The following is a 21,128-nucleotide window of genomic DNA, read 5'->3' as shown; positions in this document are numbered from 1 at the left end:
CGCGGAAGTAGTCATCGGCAAAGCGTGCCAGATTTCAGGCGAGTGCTGAAGGCTGCAAAGCCTTGCCCCACCTGGACTACACCCCGATCAGTGCGCGAAATTCACCCACACGTTTCCACGAAGAACCCCTTTTTTTCGTGAGGACTCCACCAACAGTGTGCTGGCGGTGATTGAACAGCATGATCGAGCGATGCGGCAATGCCGCTAGCCCAACGAACTTCCAGCGAATCTCTGCGATTTCGAAAGGCTGCTTTGTGGCATGCATCTGAGGTAGCCGACCGGCCGTTGTTGGCCGGTCAGCGACCTTTGGTTAGATGGCGCCGACTGGCCTATCACAGCCCTTGCATGCTCGAAGGCGCCCCGGCAAGCTGTCATTGGGACACCAGAGCAGCCATGAGCAATCGCATCAGAATGAGTGTCAGCCGTCCACGCCTCCGCTTGCGTTCCCGCGCATCCGCGGCTGAACTACGGTTTTAGGCGCTGGAGCCATGCAGGACTCTTGTGCGATCACTGTCCGGAAATTCGAGCTGGATGAAGTCTCTACGTATCGGAGTCTGCGTCTGGCTGCGCTCGAAGAATCGCCCGATGCTTTTGGAAGCACTCTCGGCGCCGAGCGGCTGCGGACAACCGAAGAGTGGGCTTCGCGCCTTCAGGGCGGATGCAACTCTGAGCTGGACCTACCGTTGATCGGGCAAGTTGGCACCACGGCAGCGGGTTTGGCTTGGGGCAAAGTCGACAGGTCTGACAGGACCGTCGTCCACGTGTATCAAATGTGGGTGGTGCCTGAGTTCCGACGCTGCGGTGTAGCGCGCCTTCTGCTGCGCACGATCGTGGCATGGGCAGCATCGCTTGAAACCCGTGCGGTACACCTTGGGGTAGCAAGCGCGCAATCGTCAGCCATGCGCCTCTATCTCAGCGAGGGCTTCGTTCCCTTCGGACAGGTCGAATCATTACGCCTCGGTGCCGCGCTGTTGTCCCAAAGAATGCGGTTTCAAATTCCCCGTGCCTGAGTCTGTTCCTCCGTCGTACCGGATTGCCTGCAGTGAACGTTGATAGAGGGGATACGCAGGCCACGATGCGCGCCGAGGCACAGGTCGCGCACGCGTCGCGCCTTGCGGTCGTACCAGCCCGACTGCGTGCGGCCACAACACCCGCAGACGGCTTTTTTCCCCGCCGAACGAGCGTGACGATGCGTGCCACCGGGTCGCCGAACACACCCTTGACCGTCGCTTGTGGACGAAAGCCGGGGAACCGATAGGCATCGAGCAGACGTCGGGATCGCTTCGCGGAAGTAGTCATCGGCAAAGCGTGCCAGATTTCAGGCGAGTGCTGAAGGCTGCAAAGCCTTGCCCCACCTGGACTACACCCCGATCAGTGCGCGAAATTCACCCACACGTTTCCACGAAGAACCCTTTTTTTGTTTCTGTCTTGACGGCGGAGAAAGGCCTTTTATGGTGGTTCACATGTCAGAAGCGTAGAGAAAGGGTGCTCAATGTCGCGACTCTCTGTCCATGTTCTATCCGGTGGTGAACGCGTGCCGATGCTGCATGACGAACAGGGGCTGCCGCTCTTCTACCCAACACTCTTTGCCACCTCGCAGCTCCGCAATGCCGGGGCGGCCGTCAATACGATCCGCAACAAGCTTGCCGACATCGTGGTGCTCCTGCGCTGGGAGCGGCAGCAAGGTCGAGACTTGACCTCGGAATTTGCCCATGGAGACTTTCTCTCCATCGCGGACGTGGTGTCCCTGCGGGACTTTGCCAAACTCGACATGCGGGGCCATGCGACGACTTCGAGGAGTCCTTGCTCGAGTACACAAAGGACGAGACAACGGACGAACTCTCTCTGCGTCCGCACGTCGACAAGCTTGCGGCCTGTGCCGCGGTACTACTCGCTCGAACGGGAGAACAGCTCGACCTTGAGCTTCGGCCGGCGCCGATTGCTGATTTTCCTGGGTTCCCGCGCGAACCGATGCACAAACCGGCGGTCACACAGCCGCTGGCGCGCACGAATCCCAGAGAGCGCGATAATTGGATCATCGTCACTGGCCAAGCAACCCACTTTGTCAAAACTGGCCCTGATGTGGACTGCAGGTTCCATAAATGGAGCGTCTGCAACGTCGCTCATCTGGCGGCAGGGCGATCTGCGATCTCTAGTCCTGTGTTATCGGTGCCGAGGGCTCTCTTCATCGACGAAACGCCTCACCACTGCGCCCACCGTGATGTCGTGGACCGCAGAGAGCCACGTTGTCAGATACACATGATCGACGCGAGCTTTTGTTGTCGCGGCTGCACCTTTGCCTCAGATTAATACCCGCCCGCCGCTGCCGTGTGGTAGCTAGCTGCATATTCCGATAAAACCCGCCACCGATTCCACTCTCAAACCGGCCGGCCCTGGCGCTCTCGAATCCGCCTCCTGGGCGCATGAATCTTTCCCTTCCCTCCGGCGAGGCCCTCGGATCGTTGGGCACCGAGCACGACGCGGCGCGACGGGCAGACCTCGGCCAGAACCGGACCTTCGTGCGGAGCGAAATTCGACTTCCCTCGCAGCCCCAAAAGCTCAGCAGTCGACGAATGCCGCCTTCGCCAGCCTCGCGCGGTGGGAAGAAACAAAAACAGATCATGCCGCCGCGGTTGCGTTCATGACCCTGATGTTTCACCCAGCCTGGGTCGAAGGTGGACACCCGTGCAACTTGCTGGACCAACCTTAGTTAAGGCGTGCCACCGCGTGAGTTCTCGCGACCAACTCCTGGCGTTTCGCGCGTAACTTCATCGATCCAATGTGCGTAGAAAGATACCCGCGTACTGGCGAACGTCTGTCCACATACCCCCTGACGAAATTTCCCGGAGCGGGTGTTCAAGACGTCTTCCAAAGAGCCGTCCAGCCCGTGATTGATTCCCGCCAAGGTCCAAGATCCGTTGACCTTTATGAGATTCGGGCCGCCACTGTCGCCGCCCCCAATGACGCCTTCCAGCGGTAACGCAGCATCGCCGCAGTCAAAGACGTAGCGAAGCCATGGCCCCCTGGCACTAATAATGCGATTTTCGGCACGACGCAGGGGGCCTCGATGGGCTGCGCCGTCGGAGGCGCCACTGATGTCAGTACCCGTCGCACCAGCGCCGTAAATCTCAGTCACTTGGTCGGCCTCGGCCGATCCTCGGTAAAAAGCTATTGGCTGCACGTCACCAACCGGACTCTTAAGTTCAATCAATGCTATATCGTGCATTGAGGGCATGGCTTCGTCATAGCGCTTCTTCCACGCCTCGGCGTCACCGGATTTCATCTGCTCGAACAACTTCTTCCACGTTGCATTGAAAGCATCGTAATCCGGATAAGGGATGATCCTTGAGACTTCCCTGCGCTTGCCGTTGATCGTCACATACAAGTAGTCGGTATGCGACCTCATGTATGCCACTGCGTGCGCAGCCGTGACGACCCAGCGCGTTGCTATCAATGTGCCATGCCCCTCAAAGGGCAAGTCCACTACCGCAGGTATCGATTCATAGGGGACACGATAGCGGGAGTCGGCAACATCGTGTCGCGTGACGATCGCATGGGCCGAGTTGGCAACAAGGATGATTAAAAAAATGACACAACGTGGCGCGATACGCGGCGCCATGACCAACCGTAGGATTCCCTTCATCGATTCTCCCCTTATAAACGTCTGTAGTCATATCGGCCCGGAGCGAACCCCTAGCGAGATAGTCCCACACCAAGCCTCATCATGTCGTCATTCATCGACTTCGCGACCGGCAGAAATGGGTCGAAGTCGGCCAGTCGACGAACTTGGTCAGCGTTCCTGACGAAGCTGTCAGAATGACCATCGGCCATAGTCAGCTTCGCTGGCGAAGCTGGTTAGCTGCTGTGGCGAAGGTGGGCAAGTGGCTGGCGTTTTGCAATTAGCAATTAGGGCGAGGTGATTCATCAATGTTTCCCCGCTACTGGTCGCTAATAGAAATATGGCGAGAAAGGGCGCAAAGGTCGCATGGGATCGGTTCTTTCTCTACCATTCAAGAAAATTTTGTTGAAAACGGATGTCTTTGATACTTCTCTTTTTACCAATCCGTATAGGCTCGTCGCGAAGTGGTCGTACTTTCTGCTTGTACGAAGGTGTACACAACCATTCTAGACAACACCTACCCAGAAGTGTTGCCTTTGGACCAATAAACCCCTGAGAAATCGGGGGTTTTTTTGTATCGCCAGGCTGCTGCCCGCGGCTACGTTCTGGGCAGGAGCAGGGTGGGTTGCGGTCATGGGCAGATCGCCTTCGGGCAGCACTCGAACAACCCCGATTTGTAGCGCACCTGAAGCGGCTTCAGCCGCGATGCTCTGGTGTTGAAGGGAAAAGCATCGTGACTGAAGTCGCTCCCACACGCGCGACAGGGCTGTTTCTCAGGCGGGTGCGCTGACCCGTGCGCGACCCAGCGCCACGGTGCCAGCGAACATCAGCAGCGCCGCCAGCGCGAAACCGAACACGGGGGAGACGACCGTCCATGCCAGGCCAACCATCGCGCTCGACACGAACTTTGCCGCGCCGTTGACGGTGCCCAGCGCGCCGTAGCTGATGGCGAGCGTGTCCGCGTGCACCATTTCCGCGGTCACCGTCGGCTCCAGTGCCTCCTGCACCGCGACATACAGGCCGGCGACAAAGAATACGCCGCCAAGCAGGATCACGCTGTCGACCGCAAACCAGAACGCCAGTGCGGTGAGCGTGGCGGTGAGCGCGCCCAGCACGTAGCCGGCCACCAGCACCGGCAGGTGGCCGGCGCGATCGGCGAGCGCGCCGATCGGATACGACAACAGCACCTGCACCAGATTGCGCCCTACATACATCAATCCCGCCACTTGGGCCGCGTGAACCACGCCCATGGACGGCGTGAGCAAGGTGGTGGTGGCCAGGATCAGCAAGCTGTGCGAGAAATCGCCGATGCCGAAAATGCCGACCGCACCGAGATAGCGCTTGAAGCGCAGGGGCAGGCCGCGCAGCGAACCGAAAAACTTCAGTGCCGGGTTCGGCGACTGTTGCGTATCCCTCACCAGCGTCAGAAAGGCGAGCACCGCCAGCGTGCCGGGAATGATCGACAGCCACAGCACCAGTCGAAACGGCCACGCCGGATCAGTACCGTGCAGCCGTTGCGCCCAGCCCAGCAGCGCCACGCCCAGCAGCGGCCCGGCCACCGCGCCGATGGTGTCAGTGGCGCGATGAAAGCCGAATGCCCGTCCGCGGGTTTCCGGGCTTACCGCCTGCACCACGATCGCATCGCGCAGCGGTCCGCGCAGCCCCTTGCCGAACCACGACGCCAGCCTTCCGGCCAGCAGCAGCGGCCAGCCCAGTGCGATCGCGATCAGCACCTGGCCAAGCGGCGTCAGCGCATAACCCGCCAGCACCAGCAATTTGCGGTGGCCCAGCTTCTCGGCGATGTAGCCGGAGACCATCTTGGTGAAGCTGGCCACCGCGTCGGCGGTGCCCTCGATAAGGCCCAGGGCCGCCGCCGGGATGCCCAGCACCGCCAGGAATCCCGGCAGGATCACCGTGGTGGTTTCGTAACAGAAATCGCCCAGTGCACTGGTGACGCCGGCGCCGACCACGGTGCGGTTGAGCCAGCCTGAGGGCGGCGCCGTTCCGGCGCTCGTGCCGGGCGCTTCATGCGTGTCATTCATTGACACATTCTGGTGCATTCGTGCCGGCGATTGTTTTTCCCGGCAGTCGACAGTCGGCGCCAGGAAACCGATCGAGGTGAAGGCCTGTACCGAGCGACATTCCCGCTCGAAACGAAAACCGCGGCAACCCGGGCTTGTAGGTGCGGCTTCAGCCGCGATGCTCTTGCTCTGACCAAGCGAGGAGCATCGCGGCTGAAGCCGCTCCTGCAGTTGAATAGATCAGGGCTGCCCTGAAGGGATGGATTACGGACGGCCGCCGGAACGGATCAACGCCAGTACTTCGTAGCAAGCGCCCATGGTGTGGTAGTCGGTCTTGCCGGCCGGGCTCTTTTCGTTGTCGTATTTGCGGTTGTCGCGGGTGAGGATGCGGTACCAGGCACCGTAGCGGTGATCGACGAAATGCTGCCATGAGTATGCCCACAGCTTTTCGTACCAGTCGTCGTAGACGGCCGCGCCGGTGCGCGCGTGCAACAGTGCGGCCGCGGCCAGCGATTCGGCCTGCACCCAGAAATACTTGTCGTCGTCGCAGATGCGGCCATCCGGCGCGAAGCCGTAGCAGATGCCGCCGTGTCCGTTGTCCCAGGCACGTGCCAGCGCGGTGTCGAACAGGTGCGTCGCGGTCGGCAGCAGCCAGGGTTCCTCGCGGCCGCGTTCGAGCAGCAGCGGCTCCATGATCATCAGCAGCTTGGCCCATTCGGTCTGGTGGCCAGGCTGGAAACCCCATGGGCGGAACAGGTGTTTCGGATCGTCGCGGTGGTAGTCCCAGTCGATGTTCCAGTCGGCGTCGTAATGCTCCCATACCAGTCCGTCGGCCTTGGCGGCCTGGCGGCGGGTCACGTGATCGGCGAGCGCGAGTGCGCGTTCCAGGTAATGCGGCTCGTCGCTGGCCTGATAAGCCGCCAGCATCGCCTCGCACATGTGCATGTTCGCGTTCTGACCGCGGTAGCCGCTGAAATGCCAGCCGGCATCGGCCTCGTCGCGATACAGGCCGGCGTCGGCGTCCCAGTAGTGCTGCTCCAGCAGGCGCCAGGTCTCTTCCATCCACGCCGCCGCTTCGCCGATGCCGGCCTTGTACGCTGTGGAGTAAGCGAGCAGCACGAAGGCAACGCCATAGGCGTGGTTGGTGCGGTCCTCGGGCTGCCCGTCGCGGATGGTCCAGGCATAGCCGCCGGTGTGTGGATCGCGATGGACCTCGCGCAGGTAGCGCAGGCCGTGCCGCGCGGCATCGAGGTATTCGGCGTTGCCGAACTCGATCGCCGCCAGGGCGTAGGTGACCACGAAGCGCGTGCTGCTGACCAGGTGCCGATGGCTGCGATCGTAGATCGTGCCGTCGTCCTTGAAATAGTGGAAGAAGCCGCCGGCCGGATCGATCGCGTGCGGATGATAGAACGCCATCGTCTGCGCGATGTGCTCGCGCAGGAAATCGGCGGAACGGAAATCGGGCGTGGCGGTTGCGGCACTCATGCCGGTTGCTCCATGAAGGCCAGCACTTCGTCGCCGCGCGGCATCGCGGCGAACGAACCCTGGCGGGTGACGGTCAGTGCGCCGCAGGCGGCGGCGAAGCGCAGCATGGCGTGCAGGCGCGGCAGCTCGCTGACCAGCTGATCGATCCGCTGGGGGGCTGCATCGAGCTCGGCCAGGCAGCACAGCAGGCCGCCGACGAAGGCGTCGCCGGCGGCGGTGGTGTCGACCGCTTCGACCGGGTAGCACGGGAGCTCGCCCTCGGCGTCGGGGTGGAACCAGCGCAGCGGTCGCGCGCCGTCGGTCACCACGACCAGGCGCGTACGGCCCAGCCACAGCCGGTCGATCGCGGCCTGTTCGCCATCCACCGCGAGCCACGCGAATTCCTCGGCGGACATCTTCACCACATCGGCCAGATGCAGCGCCGGCCATAGCAGCGGACGCGGGTCGGTATCGGCCGGCCACAGCGCCGGACGCAGATTGACGTCGAAGCTGACCAGCGCACCGACGCCGTGCGCGCGCTGCATGCCTTCGCGCGTGGTCGCCGCCAGGTCCGGATCGGTCATGCTGTTCGAGCAGACGTGGAACACCGCGACGTCGCGGAACGTGTCCGGGCGGAAGTCGGCCGGCCGGAACAGCAGGTCGGCCGTATGCTCGCGATAGAAGCTGAAACTGCGTTCGCTGCTGGCGTCGAGCGTGACGAAGGCGAGCGCGGTGTTCGCAGCTTTGGTGCGGGCGATGTCGTCGGTACCCACGCCGGCATGCTGCAGGCTGTCGAGCAGAAAATCGCCAAAACGGTCGCTCGCCAGCATGCCGGCAAAGCGCGCCCTGCCGCCGAGCCGGGCAGCGGCGACGGCGACATTCGCCGGCGCGCCGCCGGCGAACGGCACGAAGCTGGCGGCAAAGCCGTGATCGTCGCGGGCGTTGGCGTGCAGGTCGATCAAGGCCTCGCCGAAGCACAGGATGGGGCGCTCGGTCATGCCTGTTCGTTCCCGCTGAGGTTCGATGCCGGCGCAGTGCGGATTTTCGAACCGCTGACGCCGTAGAACACGATGTACAGATAGCACAGCAGCGGCAGGAAGAACGCGTGCTGCAGGCCGATGTGATCGGCGAGCGCGCCTTGCACGTAGGGGACGATCGCGCCGCCCACGATGGCCATGATCAGCAGGCTGGACGCCTTGCTGGTCATCGGTCCAAGCCGTTCGATGCCCAGCGCGAAGATGGTCGGAAACATGATGGAGTTGAACAAGCCGATCGCGATGATGCTGTACATCGCCACGCTGCCGGTACTCGACATCGTGGTGAGCACCAGCAGCGCGTTGATCAGGGCGAACAGGGCGAGCAGGCGGCGCGGCGAGAACTTCGCCATCAGGGCCGAACCGATGAAGCGCCCGATCATCGCGCCACCCCAGTACCAGGACACGTAATTGGCGGCCTGCTGCTCGCTCATGTGGCCGATGTCGGGCATCGAGAGGTAATTGACCATGAAGCTGCCGATCGAGACCTCGGCGCCGACATAGAAGAAGATGCCGAGCACGCCGAACAGCACGTGCGGATGGCGCAGTACCTCCGCGAAGCTGTGCCTGTCATGGTCGCCCTTGTCGGTGGCTTCGGTCAGCGCCGGCAGGCGGAACAGCCACACGAAGATCGCCAGCAGGAACAGCACCACGGCCAGCCCGATGTAAGGCCCCTGCACCGCCTGCGCCTGCTGGGTCTGGTAGGCCAGCTGCTGGGCGGGCGCCAGCGTCGCCAGTTCGGTCGGGCTTTTCACAATGTTGGACAGGATCAGCAGGCCACCGAACCACGGCGCCAGAAACGTACCGAATGAATTCAGCGCCTGTGCCAGGGTCAGCCGGCTGGAGCTGGTCCGCTCCGGGCCGAGCAGTGCCACATACGGATTGGCGGCCACCTGCAGCACCGTGATCCCGGTCGCCAGCACGAACAGCGCGCCCAGGAAGGCCGGATACAGATGCAGGCCGGCTGCCGGCCAGAACCCGATCGCACCGAGCCCGGCGATCGCCAGGCCGGCGACGATGCCTTTCTTGTAGCCCAGCGCGGCGACCAGCCGGCCGGCCGGCATCGCCATCAGGAAGTAAGCGCCGAAGAAGGTGAACTGCACCAGCATCACTTCGGCGTAGCTCAGCTGGAAGATCGATTTCAGGTGCGGGATGAGGATGTCGTTCAGGCAGGTCAGGAAGCCCCACATGAAGAAGATGACCGTGACCACGCCCATCGCCGTCGGGTAGTCGGTGTAACGCTCGCCCGATCGGGGGGCGGTGTCGGGTGTCGGTGACAAAGGAGTGGCGAACGCCATGCGAATTCCCCAGAAGTGAGTTCAAGCGGTGGGTGGTGGACAGCTGCTTTCGCGCACCACCAGTTGCACCGGTGCGATGGTCTGGCGGCTTGCGGCTTGCGGTTGCTGTAGTCGCTGCAGGACCAGCTGCGCCGCCTGCCGGCCACGCTCCTGCGGCGCGGTCGACATGGTGGTCAGCGGCGGCATGCCCAGTGCCGCCTCGGCGATGTCGTCGAAGCCGGTCAGCGCGAAATCCCTGCCTGGGCGCACTCCGCGCTGATGGAGACCGAGCATCAGCCCCAGTGCGACAGCATCGTTGTAGCAGACGGCGGCGGTCGGCACGTGGGCCGCGTCGAACAGCGCACCGGTGCGGTGGGCGGCATCGAGGCGGGTCGGCGCGCATTCGATGCGCCAGTCCGGTTCGATGCGCAGCTTGGCCGCCCGCATCGCGTCGACATAACCGGCATGACGGTGCCGGCACGAACTGGAGTCTTGATGACCGCCGAAGAACGCGATGCGCTGGTGGCCGCGGGCAATCAGGTGCTCGGTCGCAAGCCGCGCGCCGCGCTGGTTGTCCAGCATCAGCTGATCCCAGTGCGCGAACTCGGGCAGGGCGCCGCCCAGTTCGCGGTTGAACAGCAGCAACGGCGCGCGCCTGCCGACCACGGCCAGCACGTCATGCGCATTGCTGTGCTCGGCCGGCGACAGGATGATGCCGCCTGGGCCATGTTCGAGCAGTGAACCCAATACCGCCTGCTCGCGCTCGGCCGACTCGCCGGTGCAGCCGAGCAAGGTGACGAAGCCGGCAGCGCCCAGCGCTTCATCCACCCCGGCGGCGAATTCGGCGAAGAACGGATTCGCCAGATCGTTCAGGATCAGTGCGATGCTGGACGAACTCCGCCGGCGCAGATTGGCCGCGGCGCGGTTGTAGACATAGCCTTGCCGGCGCAACTCCTCCTCGACCCGTGCGCGGGTGAGCTTGTGTACCAGCGGGCTGCCGCGCAGTACCAGCGACACGGTGGCGCGCGACACGTCGCAGCCCGCGGCGATGTCGTTCAAGGTCACTTTGCGGCCAATCGGGGTATGGCTCGACATGCAGTTTGCCTGATTAGAACGATCCAAATGTAACTTATCGACGCAGTTGCACACGTCGCGTTGCAACATGCCTTACCCGGCGACCGGTGTTAGCGTGCGATTTTGAATCGTACCAAAAGGCAGGGTTGACGATGATTGTCCGGTTGCGCGATGTAGTCCCCTACCTGCTCGGCGCCGCGGTCGGCATCGCCGTCCTGGTGCCCGCGGCCGCGCGGGCCGCGGACCGCCAGGGTGGCCATGCGGCTGCCGTCGACCCGCGCATCGGCACGGGCGGCGACGGGCATACGTTTCCCGGCGCCACGGTACCGTTCGGCATGATCCAGCTGTCGCCGGACACGGCGATGCCGGACTTCAAGCATGCCTACAAGTGGGCCGCCGGCTATCAATACGCCGACACCAGCATCATGGGTTTCTCGCACACGCACTTTTCCGGCTCCGGGCATTCGGATCTGGGCGACGTGCTGGTGATGCCGGTCGCGGGCGAGGTGAAGCTGGATCCGGGCGATCCGGCCAAGCCCGGCAGCGGTTACCGTTCGCGCTTCAGCCATGCCAGCGAAGTCGAGCGGGCCGGCTATTACGCGGTGACGCTGAGCGACTACGGCGTACGCGCGGAGTTGACCGCCGGGCGCCGGATCGGCTGGCATCGCTACACGTTCCCGGTCGGCAAGCCGGCGCATGTGCTGCTGGACCTGCGTCCCAGCATCTACGACTACCCCGGCAAGGTGCTGTGGGCGAGCCTGCGCGTGCGCGCCGACGGCACCGTCACCGGCTGCCGCACCACCCGCGGCTGGGCCCCGGGGCGCGAGCTGTGTTTCGCGATGCGCTTCTCGCAGCCGATGACGTCGCGCGAGCTGTACGACCGCGAGACGGACGTCGCCTACAAGGGTTTCGCCGGACCCGGTTACCGGCCCGAGGACAGTGACGCGCAGAACGGTCGCGCCCTGGTCGGCGTGTTCGATTTCGGCGAGTTGAAGCGGCCGCTGCAGGTGAAGGTGGCGATCTCGCCGGTCAGCGAGGCGAATGCGACCGCCAACCTCGACAAGGACGGCGCGGGCTGGGATTTCGACGCGCGCCGCGCGGAAGCCACGGCGGCGTGGAACAAGGCGCTGTCGGTGATCGACGTGGACGGTTCGCCGGCGCAGCGCACCGGCTTCTACACCTCGCTGTACCACGCGATGCTGGCGCCCACGCTGAGCATGGACGTCAACGGCGAATATCGCGGGCCGGATCATCAAGTGCATCGCGCGGACGGCTTCGAGTTCTATTCCAGCTGGTCGCTGTGGGACGTCTACCGCGCCGAGGAGCCCTTGATGGTGCTGCTGCGGCCCGACCTCAGCACGCAGTTCATCCGTTCGCTGGTCGCCGCGCGCGAGGCCAGTCCGTTCGGCATCCTGCCGGTGTGGGCGTATCAGGGGCTGGAGACGTGGTGCATGATCGGCTATCACGCAGTGCCGGTGATCGCCGATGCGTACATCAAGGGCATCCGCGGCTTCGATGCGGATCGGGCGATGAAGGCGATGGTGGCCAGCGCCAGCTACGGGCCGTACGGCGATCTGGCCGATTACATGAAGCTCGGCTACGTGCCGATCGACAAGGAGGTGGAAGCCGCCTCGAAAACCCTGGAATACGCTTACGACGACTGGTCGCTGGCGCAGATGGCCAGGGCGATGGGCAAGACCGGCATCGCGTCCGCGTTCGACAAGCGCGCCGGCAACTGGCGCAACGCATGGGATCCGAAAACCGGTTTCATGCGCGCACGCCTGAGCAATGGCCAGTTCCGCGAACCGTTCGATCCGACGTTCGCCGGTTACGGCAGCGACTACACCGAAGGCAATGCATGGCAGTACTCCTGGTACGTGCCGCAGGACGTTGCCGGGCTGATCGGTGCGATGGGAGGCGACGCGAAGTTCGTCGCCAAGCTCGACCAGGTATTCGATGCCAAGGTCGACCCGGCGCATTTCAAGAACGTCGAGGACATCACCGGCCTGATCGGCTGGTACGCTCACGGCAACGAGCCCAGCCACCATATCGCCTACCTGTACGACTACGCCGGCGCGGCGTGGAAGACCCAGGCCAGGCTGAAGCAGATCATGGACAGCCAGTACGCGGCGCGGCCGGATGGACTGGCCGGCAATGACGATCTCGGCCAGATGTCGGCCTGGTACGTTTTCACGGCGCTGGGCTTTTATCCGGTGACCCCGGCCAGCGACGAATACGCGATCGGCCGGCCATTCGTGGCGAGGGCCGCGATCCATCTCAGCAATGGGCACACGTTCACCGTCAGCGCCACGCCGCTGGACGACGCGCACCCGTATGTCGGCTCGGTAACGCTCAACGGCAAGCCGCTGGATCGCACGTATCTGCGCCATGCCGACATCCTGGCCGGCGGCGAACTGCATTTCAGCATGCAGGCCGAGCCGAACCGGGACTGGGGTCGCAGCGACGCGGCACGGCCCGCCGCGATGAGCCGTTACGGCCAATGAGCATCGCCCCCGCTTCACGGGCGGTTGGCGGAAACATGCCAGAATGCCCGCAGTCTTTTCCACATCGGGTTGGCCGATGCCGCAGCACACATGAAAGTGCGAGGCCTGCGCTGGAGCACCGTCGGCATGCTGCTGGCGGTGCTGGTCATCGTGGCGCTGCCTTATGTGGTCACGCTCAGCAATTCGCGTGATGCGCAGCAGGCCGCCGCCTGGGTGACCCATTCCAACATAGTGAAATCGCTGACCTACCAGGTGGCCTACGCCATGCAGGACAGCGAGTCGGCGTGCTACCGGTTGCTGGCTGGCGACGGCAACGACTCGACCCGCAAGCGTGCCCTGCTGGCCGGCCAGCAGGTGCCGCGGCTGCTGCGGCAACTGCGCGCGATGACGCGGGACAATCCGAATCAGCAGACGGCGATCAGTGCGCTGGAAAGCGGCGTGGATGGCCGCATCGCCTTGATGAGTCATGCACTGTCGCGTCTGCGGCAGGGCGACGCGGCGGGCGCGCGGCAATCGTTGCGCGATGGCGGCGACCTGTTCGCGATCGACAGCGAGATCGCCGACATCGTGCAGAACGAGGACGGCCTGCTGAAGGCGCGTCAGGCGAATGCCGGAAAGCAGATTTTCAATGGCCGCGTGGTGCTCAGCATCACCGCGCTGGCCCAGCTGCTGTTGTTGACGATCATCGTGATCATGTCCGAGCGGCAGATCGGCCAGCGTCGCCTGGCCGAGACCCGCGAAGGGCGCGCGGTGCTGCGCTCCCAGCTGATTTTTCAGGCCGTGCGGGAGCCGATCGCGCTGTTCGACAAGGATCTGAACAGCTTGCTGGTCAACAACGCCTTCCGCGAACTGTACGGTATGGAGCCCGGCCGGAATGCCCAGCCGCTGGCCGGCATCGGCGACGGCGCATGGAACGACAATGTCCTGTTGCAGCGGCTGAACGACGTGCTGTTGCGCGATCGCGAATTGTGGGATCACGACGTGATCCAGCGCACCGTCGATGGCATCGACCGCCATGTAGTCATCAATGCGCGCCGCCTGCAGCAGCAGGACACCGATGCGCCGGCGCTGCTGCTGACGGTCAGCGATGTCACCACACGCGCACTGGCCGAGCAGAAGGTGAGCGAGCTCAATCGCCAGCTGGAAGGCAAGGTGGCCCAGATTTCCGACGTCAACCGCGAGCTGGAGGCTTTCAGCTATTCGGTATCGCACGATCTGCGAGCGCCGTTGCGCCACATCTCCGGGTTCGCGCGCAAGCTGGAACATCATCTGGGCGGCCACGCCGACGACAAGGCCAACCACTACATCGAGATCATTGCCGGTTCGGCCCAGCGCATGGCCCAGCTGATCGACGATCTGCTGGTGTTCTCGCGGCTTGGCCGCGGTCCCCTGCGGCTGCAGGCGATCGACATGCAGTCGGTGGTCGACGAGGCCCGTTCGCTGGCCGAATCGGAGGCTCAGGATCGGCGTATCGTATGGAAGATCGCGCCGTTGCCGATGGTAATCGGGGACGAGAACATGCTGCGGACGGTATGGCAGAATCTGCTCGGCAACGCGGTCAAGTACACCGGCCACTGCGAGGTGGCGCGGATTGAAGTGAGCGTGCAGCAGGGACGACGTGGCGACTACGAATTCACCGTGGCCGACAATGGCGCCGGCTTCGACATGCAATATGCGGACAAGCTGTTCGGCGTGTTCCAGCGCCTGCACCGCGCTTCGGACTTTCCGGGCAACGGTATCGGACTGGCGAACGTGCGGCGGATCGTGGCCCGCCATGGCGGGCGGGTCTGGGCCGAAGCCGAACCGGGTCAGGGGGCCCGCTTCCATTTTTCATTGCCGGCCACCGACGCGGCCGGCGCACCTATCGAGAGTCGAGCATGAACAAGAAGGACCTGCGCACCATCCTGCTGGTCGAAGACAGCACCGCCGATGCCGAGATGGCGATGGACGCGCTGGGCGAGGCCCACCTGGTCAATCCGGTGGTGCACGTGGAAGATGGTGTGGAGTGCCTGGACTATCTTTATGCGCGGGGTGCGTGGGTCTCGCGCGAGCCGGGCGACCCGGCGGTGGTGCTGCTGGACATCAAGATGCCGCGCATGAACGGGCTGGACGTGCTGACCCAGATGCGCAGCGATGAGCGGTTGCGGCGGATTCCGGTGGTGATCCTGTCTTCCTCGCGCGAGGAAAGCGACCTGGCGCGCAGCTGGGATCTCGGCGCCAACGCCTATGTGATCAAGCCGGTCGATGTGGATCAGTTTTTCGATGCGGTGCGCACGCTGGGACAGTTCTGGGCCGTATTGAACCAGGCGCCCGAAAAGGATTGACCGGGCGACGACAAAGAGAGGGAGCGCGGCTCGCGACGGGCGTGCGAACGTCGGCAAAGCTTCTTAATAGGTAGTCGCAGGAATCAACATGCCAAACCGGCAACTTCGGGCAATGCCGACCATCCGCGTGCTGCAGCTCGAGGACAACGAACTCGATGCCGAGCTGGTGCTGGCCGAGCTCGACGCTGACAGCATTGCCTATGAAGCGCGGCGGGTCGACGACAAGGCGCGCTTCATGGCCGCGCTGGACGAGTTCAAACCGCACATCGTGTTGTCCGATCTCAGCATGCCCGGTTTTTCCGGCCAGCATGCACTCGACCTGCTGCGGACGCGCGACGAAGACCTTCCCTTCATCTTCGTCTCCGCCACGCTGGGTGAAGAGGCGGCGATCGAGGCGTTGCGCAACGGCGCCACCGACTACATCCTCAAGCAGAACCCGGCCCGGCTGGCCAGCGCGGTGCGCCGCGCCCTGAGCGAAGCCGAGGCGCGGCGGGCCAGTCGCAGGGCGGAGTCCGAGCTGATCCGCGCACAGCGTTTCGAAAGCCTGGCGATGCTCGCCGGCGGCCTGAGCCACGACTTGCGCAACCTGCTGCAGCCGCTGCTGCTGGCCGGCGACAGTCTGCAGGACTATCAGCACGATCCACGCCTTGCGCGGCTAGGCAAGCTGGTGCGCGATTGCGGCAAGCGCGGCCTGGACATGGTGCACTCGATGCTGTCGTTCGCGCGGGGGGCGCGACGCGCCGAGCAGGTGAAACTGGGCGCTCTGCTCAGTGCGTTCGATCTGCTGATGCAGGGCAGCGTGCCGCGCACGGTATCCATGGAACTTGTCATCGACGACCCCGAGCTGTCGTTCGAGGGCAACCACACCGAACTGCAGCAGTGCCTGCTCAACCTGTGCCTGAATGCGATCCAGGCCATGCCGGACGGCGGCAACCTGCGCATCGAGACAGCGCAGAAGGAGCTGGCGGAGGATTTCTTCCTGCCTGAAGAACCGTCGCGGTCGTGCCGCTACCTGCAGATCAGCGTGATCGACGACGGTCCCGGCATGGATCAGAAAGTGCTGGACCACCTGTTCGAGCCGTTCTTCACCACCAAGGAAACCGGTACCGGACTGGGCCTGGTGTCGTGCCAGCGCATCGTCGGCAGCCATGGCGGCGTGATGCGGGTCGATAGCGAACCGGGCCGCGGCACCCGCTTCGACCTGTATATCCCGCTGGAGGAAACGGTAGCGGACAGCGACCAGAAGGACGACCAGGACGGTCTGGAAGGCGCCGCCGAGCGCGTGCTGGTGGTGGCGGAAGAGGCCGGCCAGCTGTCTCTGCTGGCCGATACGCTTGACGCCTACGGCTACCAGGCGCATGCCAGCCAGAGCGGTACCGCAGCGCTGCTATGGATCGAGGCCGGCGGACCGCCCGACCTGGTGGTGCTGGATGCGGACATGAACCTGTTCACCGGGGTGCGCACGCTGGCTGCGCTGATCGAGCAGGGCTATGGCGGTGCGGTGATCCTGCTGGCGCGCCCCGGCGCAACGCCGGATCTGCAGGAATTGCCGCCGCTGGAGCACCTCTACGTGATCGACAAGCCGGTCACCACCCAGGTATTGCTGCGCACGCTGCGCAAGGCACTGCAGGCGGCCGACAACGGCAGCTAGCCCGGCCGTCTCATTTCGCGCGCAGTATGGCCACTCAGGGGGTGCCCGTGTTGACGTATTACTTCGATCTGGCCCTGCGCAGTTGCCGGCGCAGCAAGGCCTTGACGGCGCTCGTGGTGGTGTTGATGGGTTGTGGCGTGGCCACCTGCATGGTCACCTACGCGGTGTTCCGCGCCACTGCGGCCGACCCGATCCCGTGGAAATCGGACCAGCTGTTCGTACCGCAGATCGACAACTTCGGGCCGGTGCACGATTGGAAGGGCGAGCCGCCGATCCTGCTGAGCTATACGGATGCCGAGGCGTTCCTGCACGCGCGGCAGGCGCGGCGGCAGACGCTGATCTACGGCAGCAAGTGGACGGTGCTGCCGGACGATGCGCGGCGGCAGCCGTTCTCGCAGGAAGGCGATGCGGTCAGCCGCGATTTTTTCACGATGTTCGATGCGCCGTTTCGTTACGGCAGTGACTGGTCGGTCAATGACGATGATCGACGCGCGGCGGTGGTGGTGATCAGCCGTGCACTCAATCGGAAGCTGTTCGGCGGCGCCGACAGCGTGGGCCGCGAGATCAACCTGGACGCGCACGCTTATCGCATCGTCGGCGTGCTGGACGACTGGAATCCCCGCCCGCGCTTCTTCGACGTGAGCAGCACGTTCTATCCCTTCAGCCATCCCCGCCAGCTCTATATCCCGTTCAATCGCGCCATCGATCTGCAGAAAGCCACCAGCGGCAACTTCTATTGCAGTGCGGACACCGTCAATCCCGACCTGCCGAACTGGGACAGCATCTTGCACAGCGAATGCGCGTGGATAGCCGCATGGGTGGAACTGCCCACGCGTACCGACGTCGAGCATTACCGCGACTATCTGCACAACTATGCGGCCGAGCAGCAGCGCCTGGGACGCTTTGCGTGGCCGGCCAACGTACGCCTGTCCAATGTCAGGCAATGGCTGGACCTGTATCTCAATCATGTGGTGCCGAAGGCCTCGGCATTGTCAGTGGTCGTCTCAGTCAGTTTTCTGCTGATCTGCCTGGTCAACGTGGTGGGGTTGATGCTGGCCCGCTTCATGCGCCGTGCGCCGGAGATCGGCGTGCGCCGCGCGCTGGGTGCGTCGCGCGGCGCGATCTATCGCCAGTTTCTGACCGAGGCGGCGGCGATAGGAATGGCTGGCGGCCTGCTGGGACTGCTGCTGACGGCGCTGGGCATGGCCGGCATCGGCCAGGTGTTCGAACCGGAGGTTGCCCGGCTGGCGCGGCTGGACGCGTCACTGTTGCTGTTGACGGTGCTGGTCGCGGTGCTCACCACGCTGACTGCGGCGCTTTATCCCACCTGGCGTGCTGCCCAGGTGCAGCCGGCATGGCAGCTGAAGTCGAACGGATGAGCACATCCGGATGAATCCATTTCGACAGATTGGGCCGATCCTCGCGGCGCTGCGCCGGCACAAGATGGCCACGCTGCTCATCGTGCTGCAGATCGCGCTGACCCTGGCGGTGGTCAGCAACGCGCTGTTCATCGTCAAGACGCGCGTGCTGCATCTGTCGCGGCCGACGGGCACTGACGAGGCGCATCTGTTCGTGATCAGGAACGAATGGATCGGCCAGCCGGACGTGCCGCATATCGATGCGCAGATGCGCGCCGACCTGACGACGCTGCGCAACCTGTCGGGCGTGCGCGACGCGTTCGCCAGCCAGGCCTACCCATTCGGCGGCTGGGGCGGACTGGCCCGCATCAAGCGTCAGGTCGATCAAACGGAAAAGCCGCAGTTTGCGATCACTTATTTTGCCGATCAGCATGCACTCGACACGTTCGGCATCGCGCTGGTGGCGGGCCGCAACTTCCGCGCCGACGAGATCGGCAGCCTCGGACCGTACGACAAGTCGATGCCGGCGGTGGTCATCATCACGCGCGACCTGGCCCGCAAGCTCTTTCCGGACAGCGCGGCCGTGGGCAGGCGCGTCTATCTGGCCGACACTGGCCCGAGCACGATCATCGGCGTGGTCGATCGCCTGGAAGGTGCTTACGTCGGCAGCACCACGCGCTCGATCGACGAGGACACGGTGCTGGTGCCGGCGCGTTACGCGAATCCCGACGGCGTGGTCTATCTGGTGCGTACGCAACCGGGCGAACTGGCCACGGTACTGCACGCGGCGCCGGCCGCGCTGGTGGCACAGAATCGCATGCGCCTGATCAGTCCGCAGGATGGCGTGATCACCCTCGCCCGTGCGCGTGCGCAGGGCTACGCCACCGATCGTGGCGTGGCGATCATGATGGCGGCGATCTGTGCGCTGTTGCTGCTGGCGACGGCCGGCGGCATCGTGGGTCTGAGCAGTTTCTGGGTCGGCCAGCGGCGTCGATCCATCGGCGTGCGGCGCGCGCTGGGCGCGACGCGTGGCGACATCCTGCGTTATTTCCAGGCCGAGAACGCCTTGATCGTGGGCATCGGCGTGGTGCTGGGCGCGATGCTCGGGGTGGCCGCGAATCTGTCGTTGATGACGCATTACGAACTGCCGCGGATGCCGCTGTGGGTGCTCGCAGTCGGCGCGGCGTTGCTGTGGCTGCTTGGGCAGCTGGCCGTGCTCGGCCCGGCGCAGCGCGCGGCCGCCGTGCCGCCGGTGGAGGCGACTCGCTCGGTGTGAGCGGTCATTTGCACCTTGTGGGAGCGACTTCAGTCGCGATGCCTTTTCGCCAGATTGAAGAGCATCGCCCACAGGGTGGGCTCCTGCGGGAAGCGGGGCTCAGTCGATGCCGAGCTTCTTGAGCTTGTAGCGCAGGGCGCGGAAGGTGATGCCGAGTTTGCGGGCGGCGGCGGTCTTGTTGTAGCGGGATTCTTCCAGCGCCTTGACGATGGCCGTGCGTTCGAGATTGCTGATGTAGTCGTCGAGACCGCCGTTGGCGCTGGCGGCAGCCGGCGCCGGCGTCGCCGAAGCATCGTGGCCTGCGGCCGCCGCCAGCGCGTCATGGCCGGCGCGCGCACTGCGCTGCGGCAGCATCAGATCGAACGCGTCGATGATCGCACCGTCGCACATCGCCATGGCGCGTTCGAGGATGTTTTCCAGCTCGCGAACGTTGCCGGGGAAATCGTACGACTCCAGCGCGTCGCGCGCCGCCGGCGACAGCTGGCCGATGCTCTCGCCGCTCTTGCCGGCCAGCGCCTTGAGGATGAAGGCGGACAGCAGCGGCACGTCGCCGCGGCGCTCGCGCAGCGGCGGCACGCGCAGCTCGATCACGTTGATGCGGTAGAACAGGTCCTGGCGGAACTGGCCTTGTTCGACCAGCTGGCCGAGGTTCTTGTGGGTGGCCGACAGGATGCGCACATCCACCGGAATCTCGTCGCGGCCGCCGATCGGGCGCACCGCTTTTTCCTGGATGGCGCGCAGCAGTTTCACCTGCATGTGCAGCGGCAGCTCGGCCACTTCGTCGAGGAACAGCGTACCGCCCTGGGCAGCCTGGAACAGGCCTTCCTTGTCGGTGCCGGCGCCGGTGAAGCTGCCTTTGCGATGGCCGAAGAATTCGCTTTCCATCAGCTCGGACGGAATCGCCCCGCAGTTGACCGGCACGAACGGCCCGCTGGCGCGCGGACCTTGTTCGTGGATCAGCCGGGCCACCAGCTCCTTGCCCACGCCCGATTCGCCGGCAATATAGACCGGCGCCTGGTTGCGCGACAGTTTGCGGATGGTGGCGCGCACCTGCTGCATCGCCGCCGAGTCGCCGATCAGGCGCTCGCTGGAATCGCCGGTCTTCGCGGCGGCGACGCCGCTGCGCTTCTCTTCGGCCAGCCGCAATGCGGTGCGCACCAGTCCGCGCAGCATCTGGATGTCGACCGGCTTGGAGACGAAGTCGAATGCGCCGGCCTTCAGTGCGTTCACGGCGGCGTCGACGTTGCCGTAGGCGGTGATCATCGCCACCGGCATGTCCGGATGGTTCGCCGCGATCAGCTCGATCACCTCGTGGCCGTTGCCGTCCGGCAGCCTCATATCGGTGAAGCAGAGGTCGTAGCTGCGTTCGGCCAGCGCGCGACGCGCTTCGGTCACGGTGCCCACGGCATCGACCTGAAGGTCCATCCGGCCCAGCGTGATGGTCAGCAGTTCGCGGATATCACGTTCGTCATCAATGACCAGGACGGTCTGTGGGTTCATGGCACGGCGCGTGGCTATCGATGCGA

At 64.4% G+C, this 21,128-nt stretch carries 15 protein-coding genes; 7 read left to right on the top strand and 8 right to left on the bottom strand.

The window, feature by feature from the left end; translation table 11 throughout:
- Window positions 1–488: 488 nt before the first annotated feature.
- Window positions 489–1,010 carry a GNAT family N-acetyltransferase gene (locus ACFPPB_RS12675; RefSeq protein WP_377327591.1) on the top strand — a complete coding sequence of 174 codons (522 nt, stop codon included), beginning with the start codon at window positions 489–491 and terminating at the stop codon, window positions 1,008–1,010.
- A 506-nt stretch (window positions 1,011–1,516) separates the two neighbouring features.
- Here ACFPPB_RS12675 and ACFPPB_RS12670 read toward each other — a convergent pair.
- From ACFPPB_RS12670 to ACFPPB_RS12640, 7 genes are all read right to left on the bottom strand, one after another.
- Complete coding sequence (locus ACFPPB_RS12670) at window positions 1,517–1,783, bottom strand: hypothetical protein (RefSeq protein WP_377327589.1); 267 nt, start codon at window positions 1,781–1,783, stop codon at window positions 1,517–1,519.
- Between the two features lie 927 nt (window positions 1,784–2,710).
- Entirely contained in the window at window positions 2,711–3,643 is a 933-nt protein-coding gene (locus ACFPPB_RS12665; protein WP_377327587.1) for a trypsin-like serine protease, read from the bottom strand.
- A 749-nt stretch (window positions 3,644–4,392) separates the two neighbouring features.
- A complete protein-coding gene (locus ACFPPB_RS12660) occupies window positions 4,393–5,661 on the bottom strand; it encodes an MFS transporter (protein ID WP_377327585.1) in 1,269 nt (422 codons plus the stop codon).
- 243 nt (window positions 5,662–5,904) lie between these two features.
- The gene (locus ACFPPB_RS12655; RefSeq protein WP_377327583.1) at window positions 5,905–7,125 is read right to left on the bottom strand and encodes an AGE family epimerase/isomerase; all 1,221 of its coding nucleotides are present in this window, start codon (window positions 7,123–7,125) and stop codon (window positions 5,905–5,907) included.
- Window positions 7,122–8,102, bottom strand: a complete 981-nt coding sequence (locus ACFPPB_RS12650) for a carbohydrate kinase family protein (RefSeq protein ID WP_377327582.1) — start codon at window positions 8,100–8,102, stop codon at window positions 7,122–7,124. The genes ACFPPB_RS12655 and ACFPPB_RS12650 overlap by 4 nt, the downstream gene beginning before the upstream one ends.
- Entirely contained in the window at window positions 8,099–9,355 is a 1,257-nt protein-coding gene (gene fucP, locus ACFPPB_RS12645; RefSeq protein ID WP_377327607.1) for an L-fucose:H+ symporter permease, read from the bottom strand. Before fucP ends, ACFPPB_RS12650 begins: the two co-directional genes overlap by 4 nt.
- A 102-nt stretch (window positions 9,356–9,457) precedes the next feature.
- On the bottom strand, window positions 9,458–10,510 hold the full coding sequence (locus ACFPPB_RS12640) for a LacI family DNA-binding transcriptional regulator (RefSeq protein WP_377327580.1): 1,053 nt from the start codon (window positions 10,508–10,510) through the stop codon (window positions 9,458–9,460).
- 131 nt (window positions 10,511–10,641) lie between these two features.
- On the opposite strand from ACFPPB_RS12640, the gene ACFPPB_RS12635 reads away from it, so the two are divergent.
- From ACFPPB_RS12635 to ACFPPB_RS12610, 6 genes are all read left to right on the top strand, one after another.
- Window positions 10,642–12,993 carry a GH92 family glycosyl hydrolase gene (locus ACFPPB_RS12635; protein ID WP_377327578.1) on the top strand — a complete coding sequence of 784 codons (2,352 nt, stop codon included), beginning with the start codon at window positions 10,642–10,644 and terminating at the stop codon, window positions 12,991–12,993.
- A 90-nt stretch (window positions 12,994–13,083) separates the two neighbouring features.
- Complete coding sequence (locus ACFPPB_RS12630) at window positions 13,084–14,874, top strand: sensor histidine kinase (RefSeq protein WP_377327577.1); 1,791 nt, start codon at window positions 13,084–13,086, stop codon at window positions 14,872–14,874.
- The gene (locus tag ACFPPB_RS12625; protein ID WP_377327575.1) at window positions 14,871–15,317 is read left to right on the top strand and encodes a response regulator; all 447 of its coding nucleotides are present in this window, start codon (window positions 14,871–14,873) and stop codon (window positions 15,315–15,317) included. The genes ACFPPB_RS12630 and ACFPPB_RS12625 overlap by 4 nt, the downstream gene beginning before the upstream one ends.
- 88 nt (window positions 15,318–15,405) lie before the next feature.
- On the top strand, window positions 15,406–16,968 hold the full coding sequence (locus tag ACFPPB_RS12620; RefSeq protein ID WP_377327573.1) for a response regulator: 1,563 nt from the start codon (window positions 15,406–15,408) through the stop codon (window positions 16,966–16,968).
- 47 nt (window positions 16,969–17,015) lie between these two features.
- Window positions 17,016–18,347, top strand: coding sequence for an ABC transporter permease (locus tag ACFPPB_RS12615; RefSeq protein WP_377327571.1), 1,332 nt, complete (start codon window positions 17,016–17,018; stop codon window positions 18,345–18,347).
- 10 nt (window positions 18,348–18,357) lie between these two features.
- Window positions 18,358–19,602 (top strand): ABC transporter permease, encoded by a 1,245-nt coding sequence (locus ACFPPB_RS12610; RefSeq protein WP_377327569.1) that lies wholly within the window; start codon window positions 18,358–18,360, stop codon window positions 19,600–19,602.
- Between the two features lie 99 nt (window positions 19,603–19,701).
- On the opposite strand, the gene ACFPPB_RS12605 is transcribed toward ACFPPB_RS12610, so the two are convergent.
- Entirely contained in the window at window positions 19,702–21,102 is a 1,401-nt protein-coding gene (locus tag ACFPPB_RS12605) for a sigma-54-dependent transcriptional regulator (protein WP_377327567.1), read from the bottom strand.
- Between the last annotated feature and the right edge of the window lie 26 nt (window positions 21,103–21,128).

The organism is Rhodanobacter terrae (assembly GCF_042657005.1).
Lineage (GTDB): Bacteria > Pseudomonadota > Gammaproteobacteria > Xanthomonadales > Rhodanobacteraceae > Rhodanobacter > Rhodanobacter terrae.
This window is presented reverse-complemented; position numbering and strand designations above follow the sequence as displayed.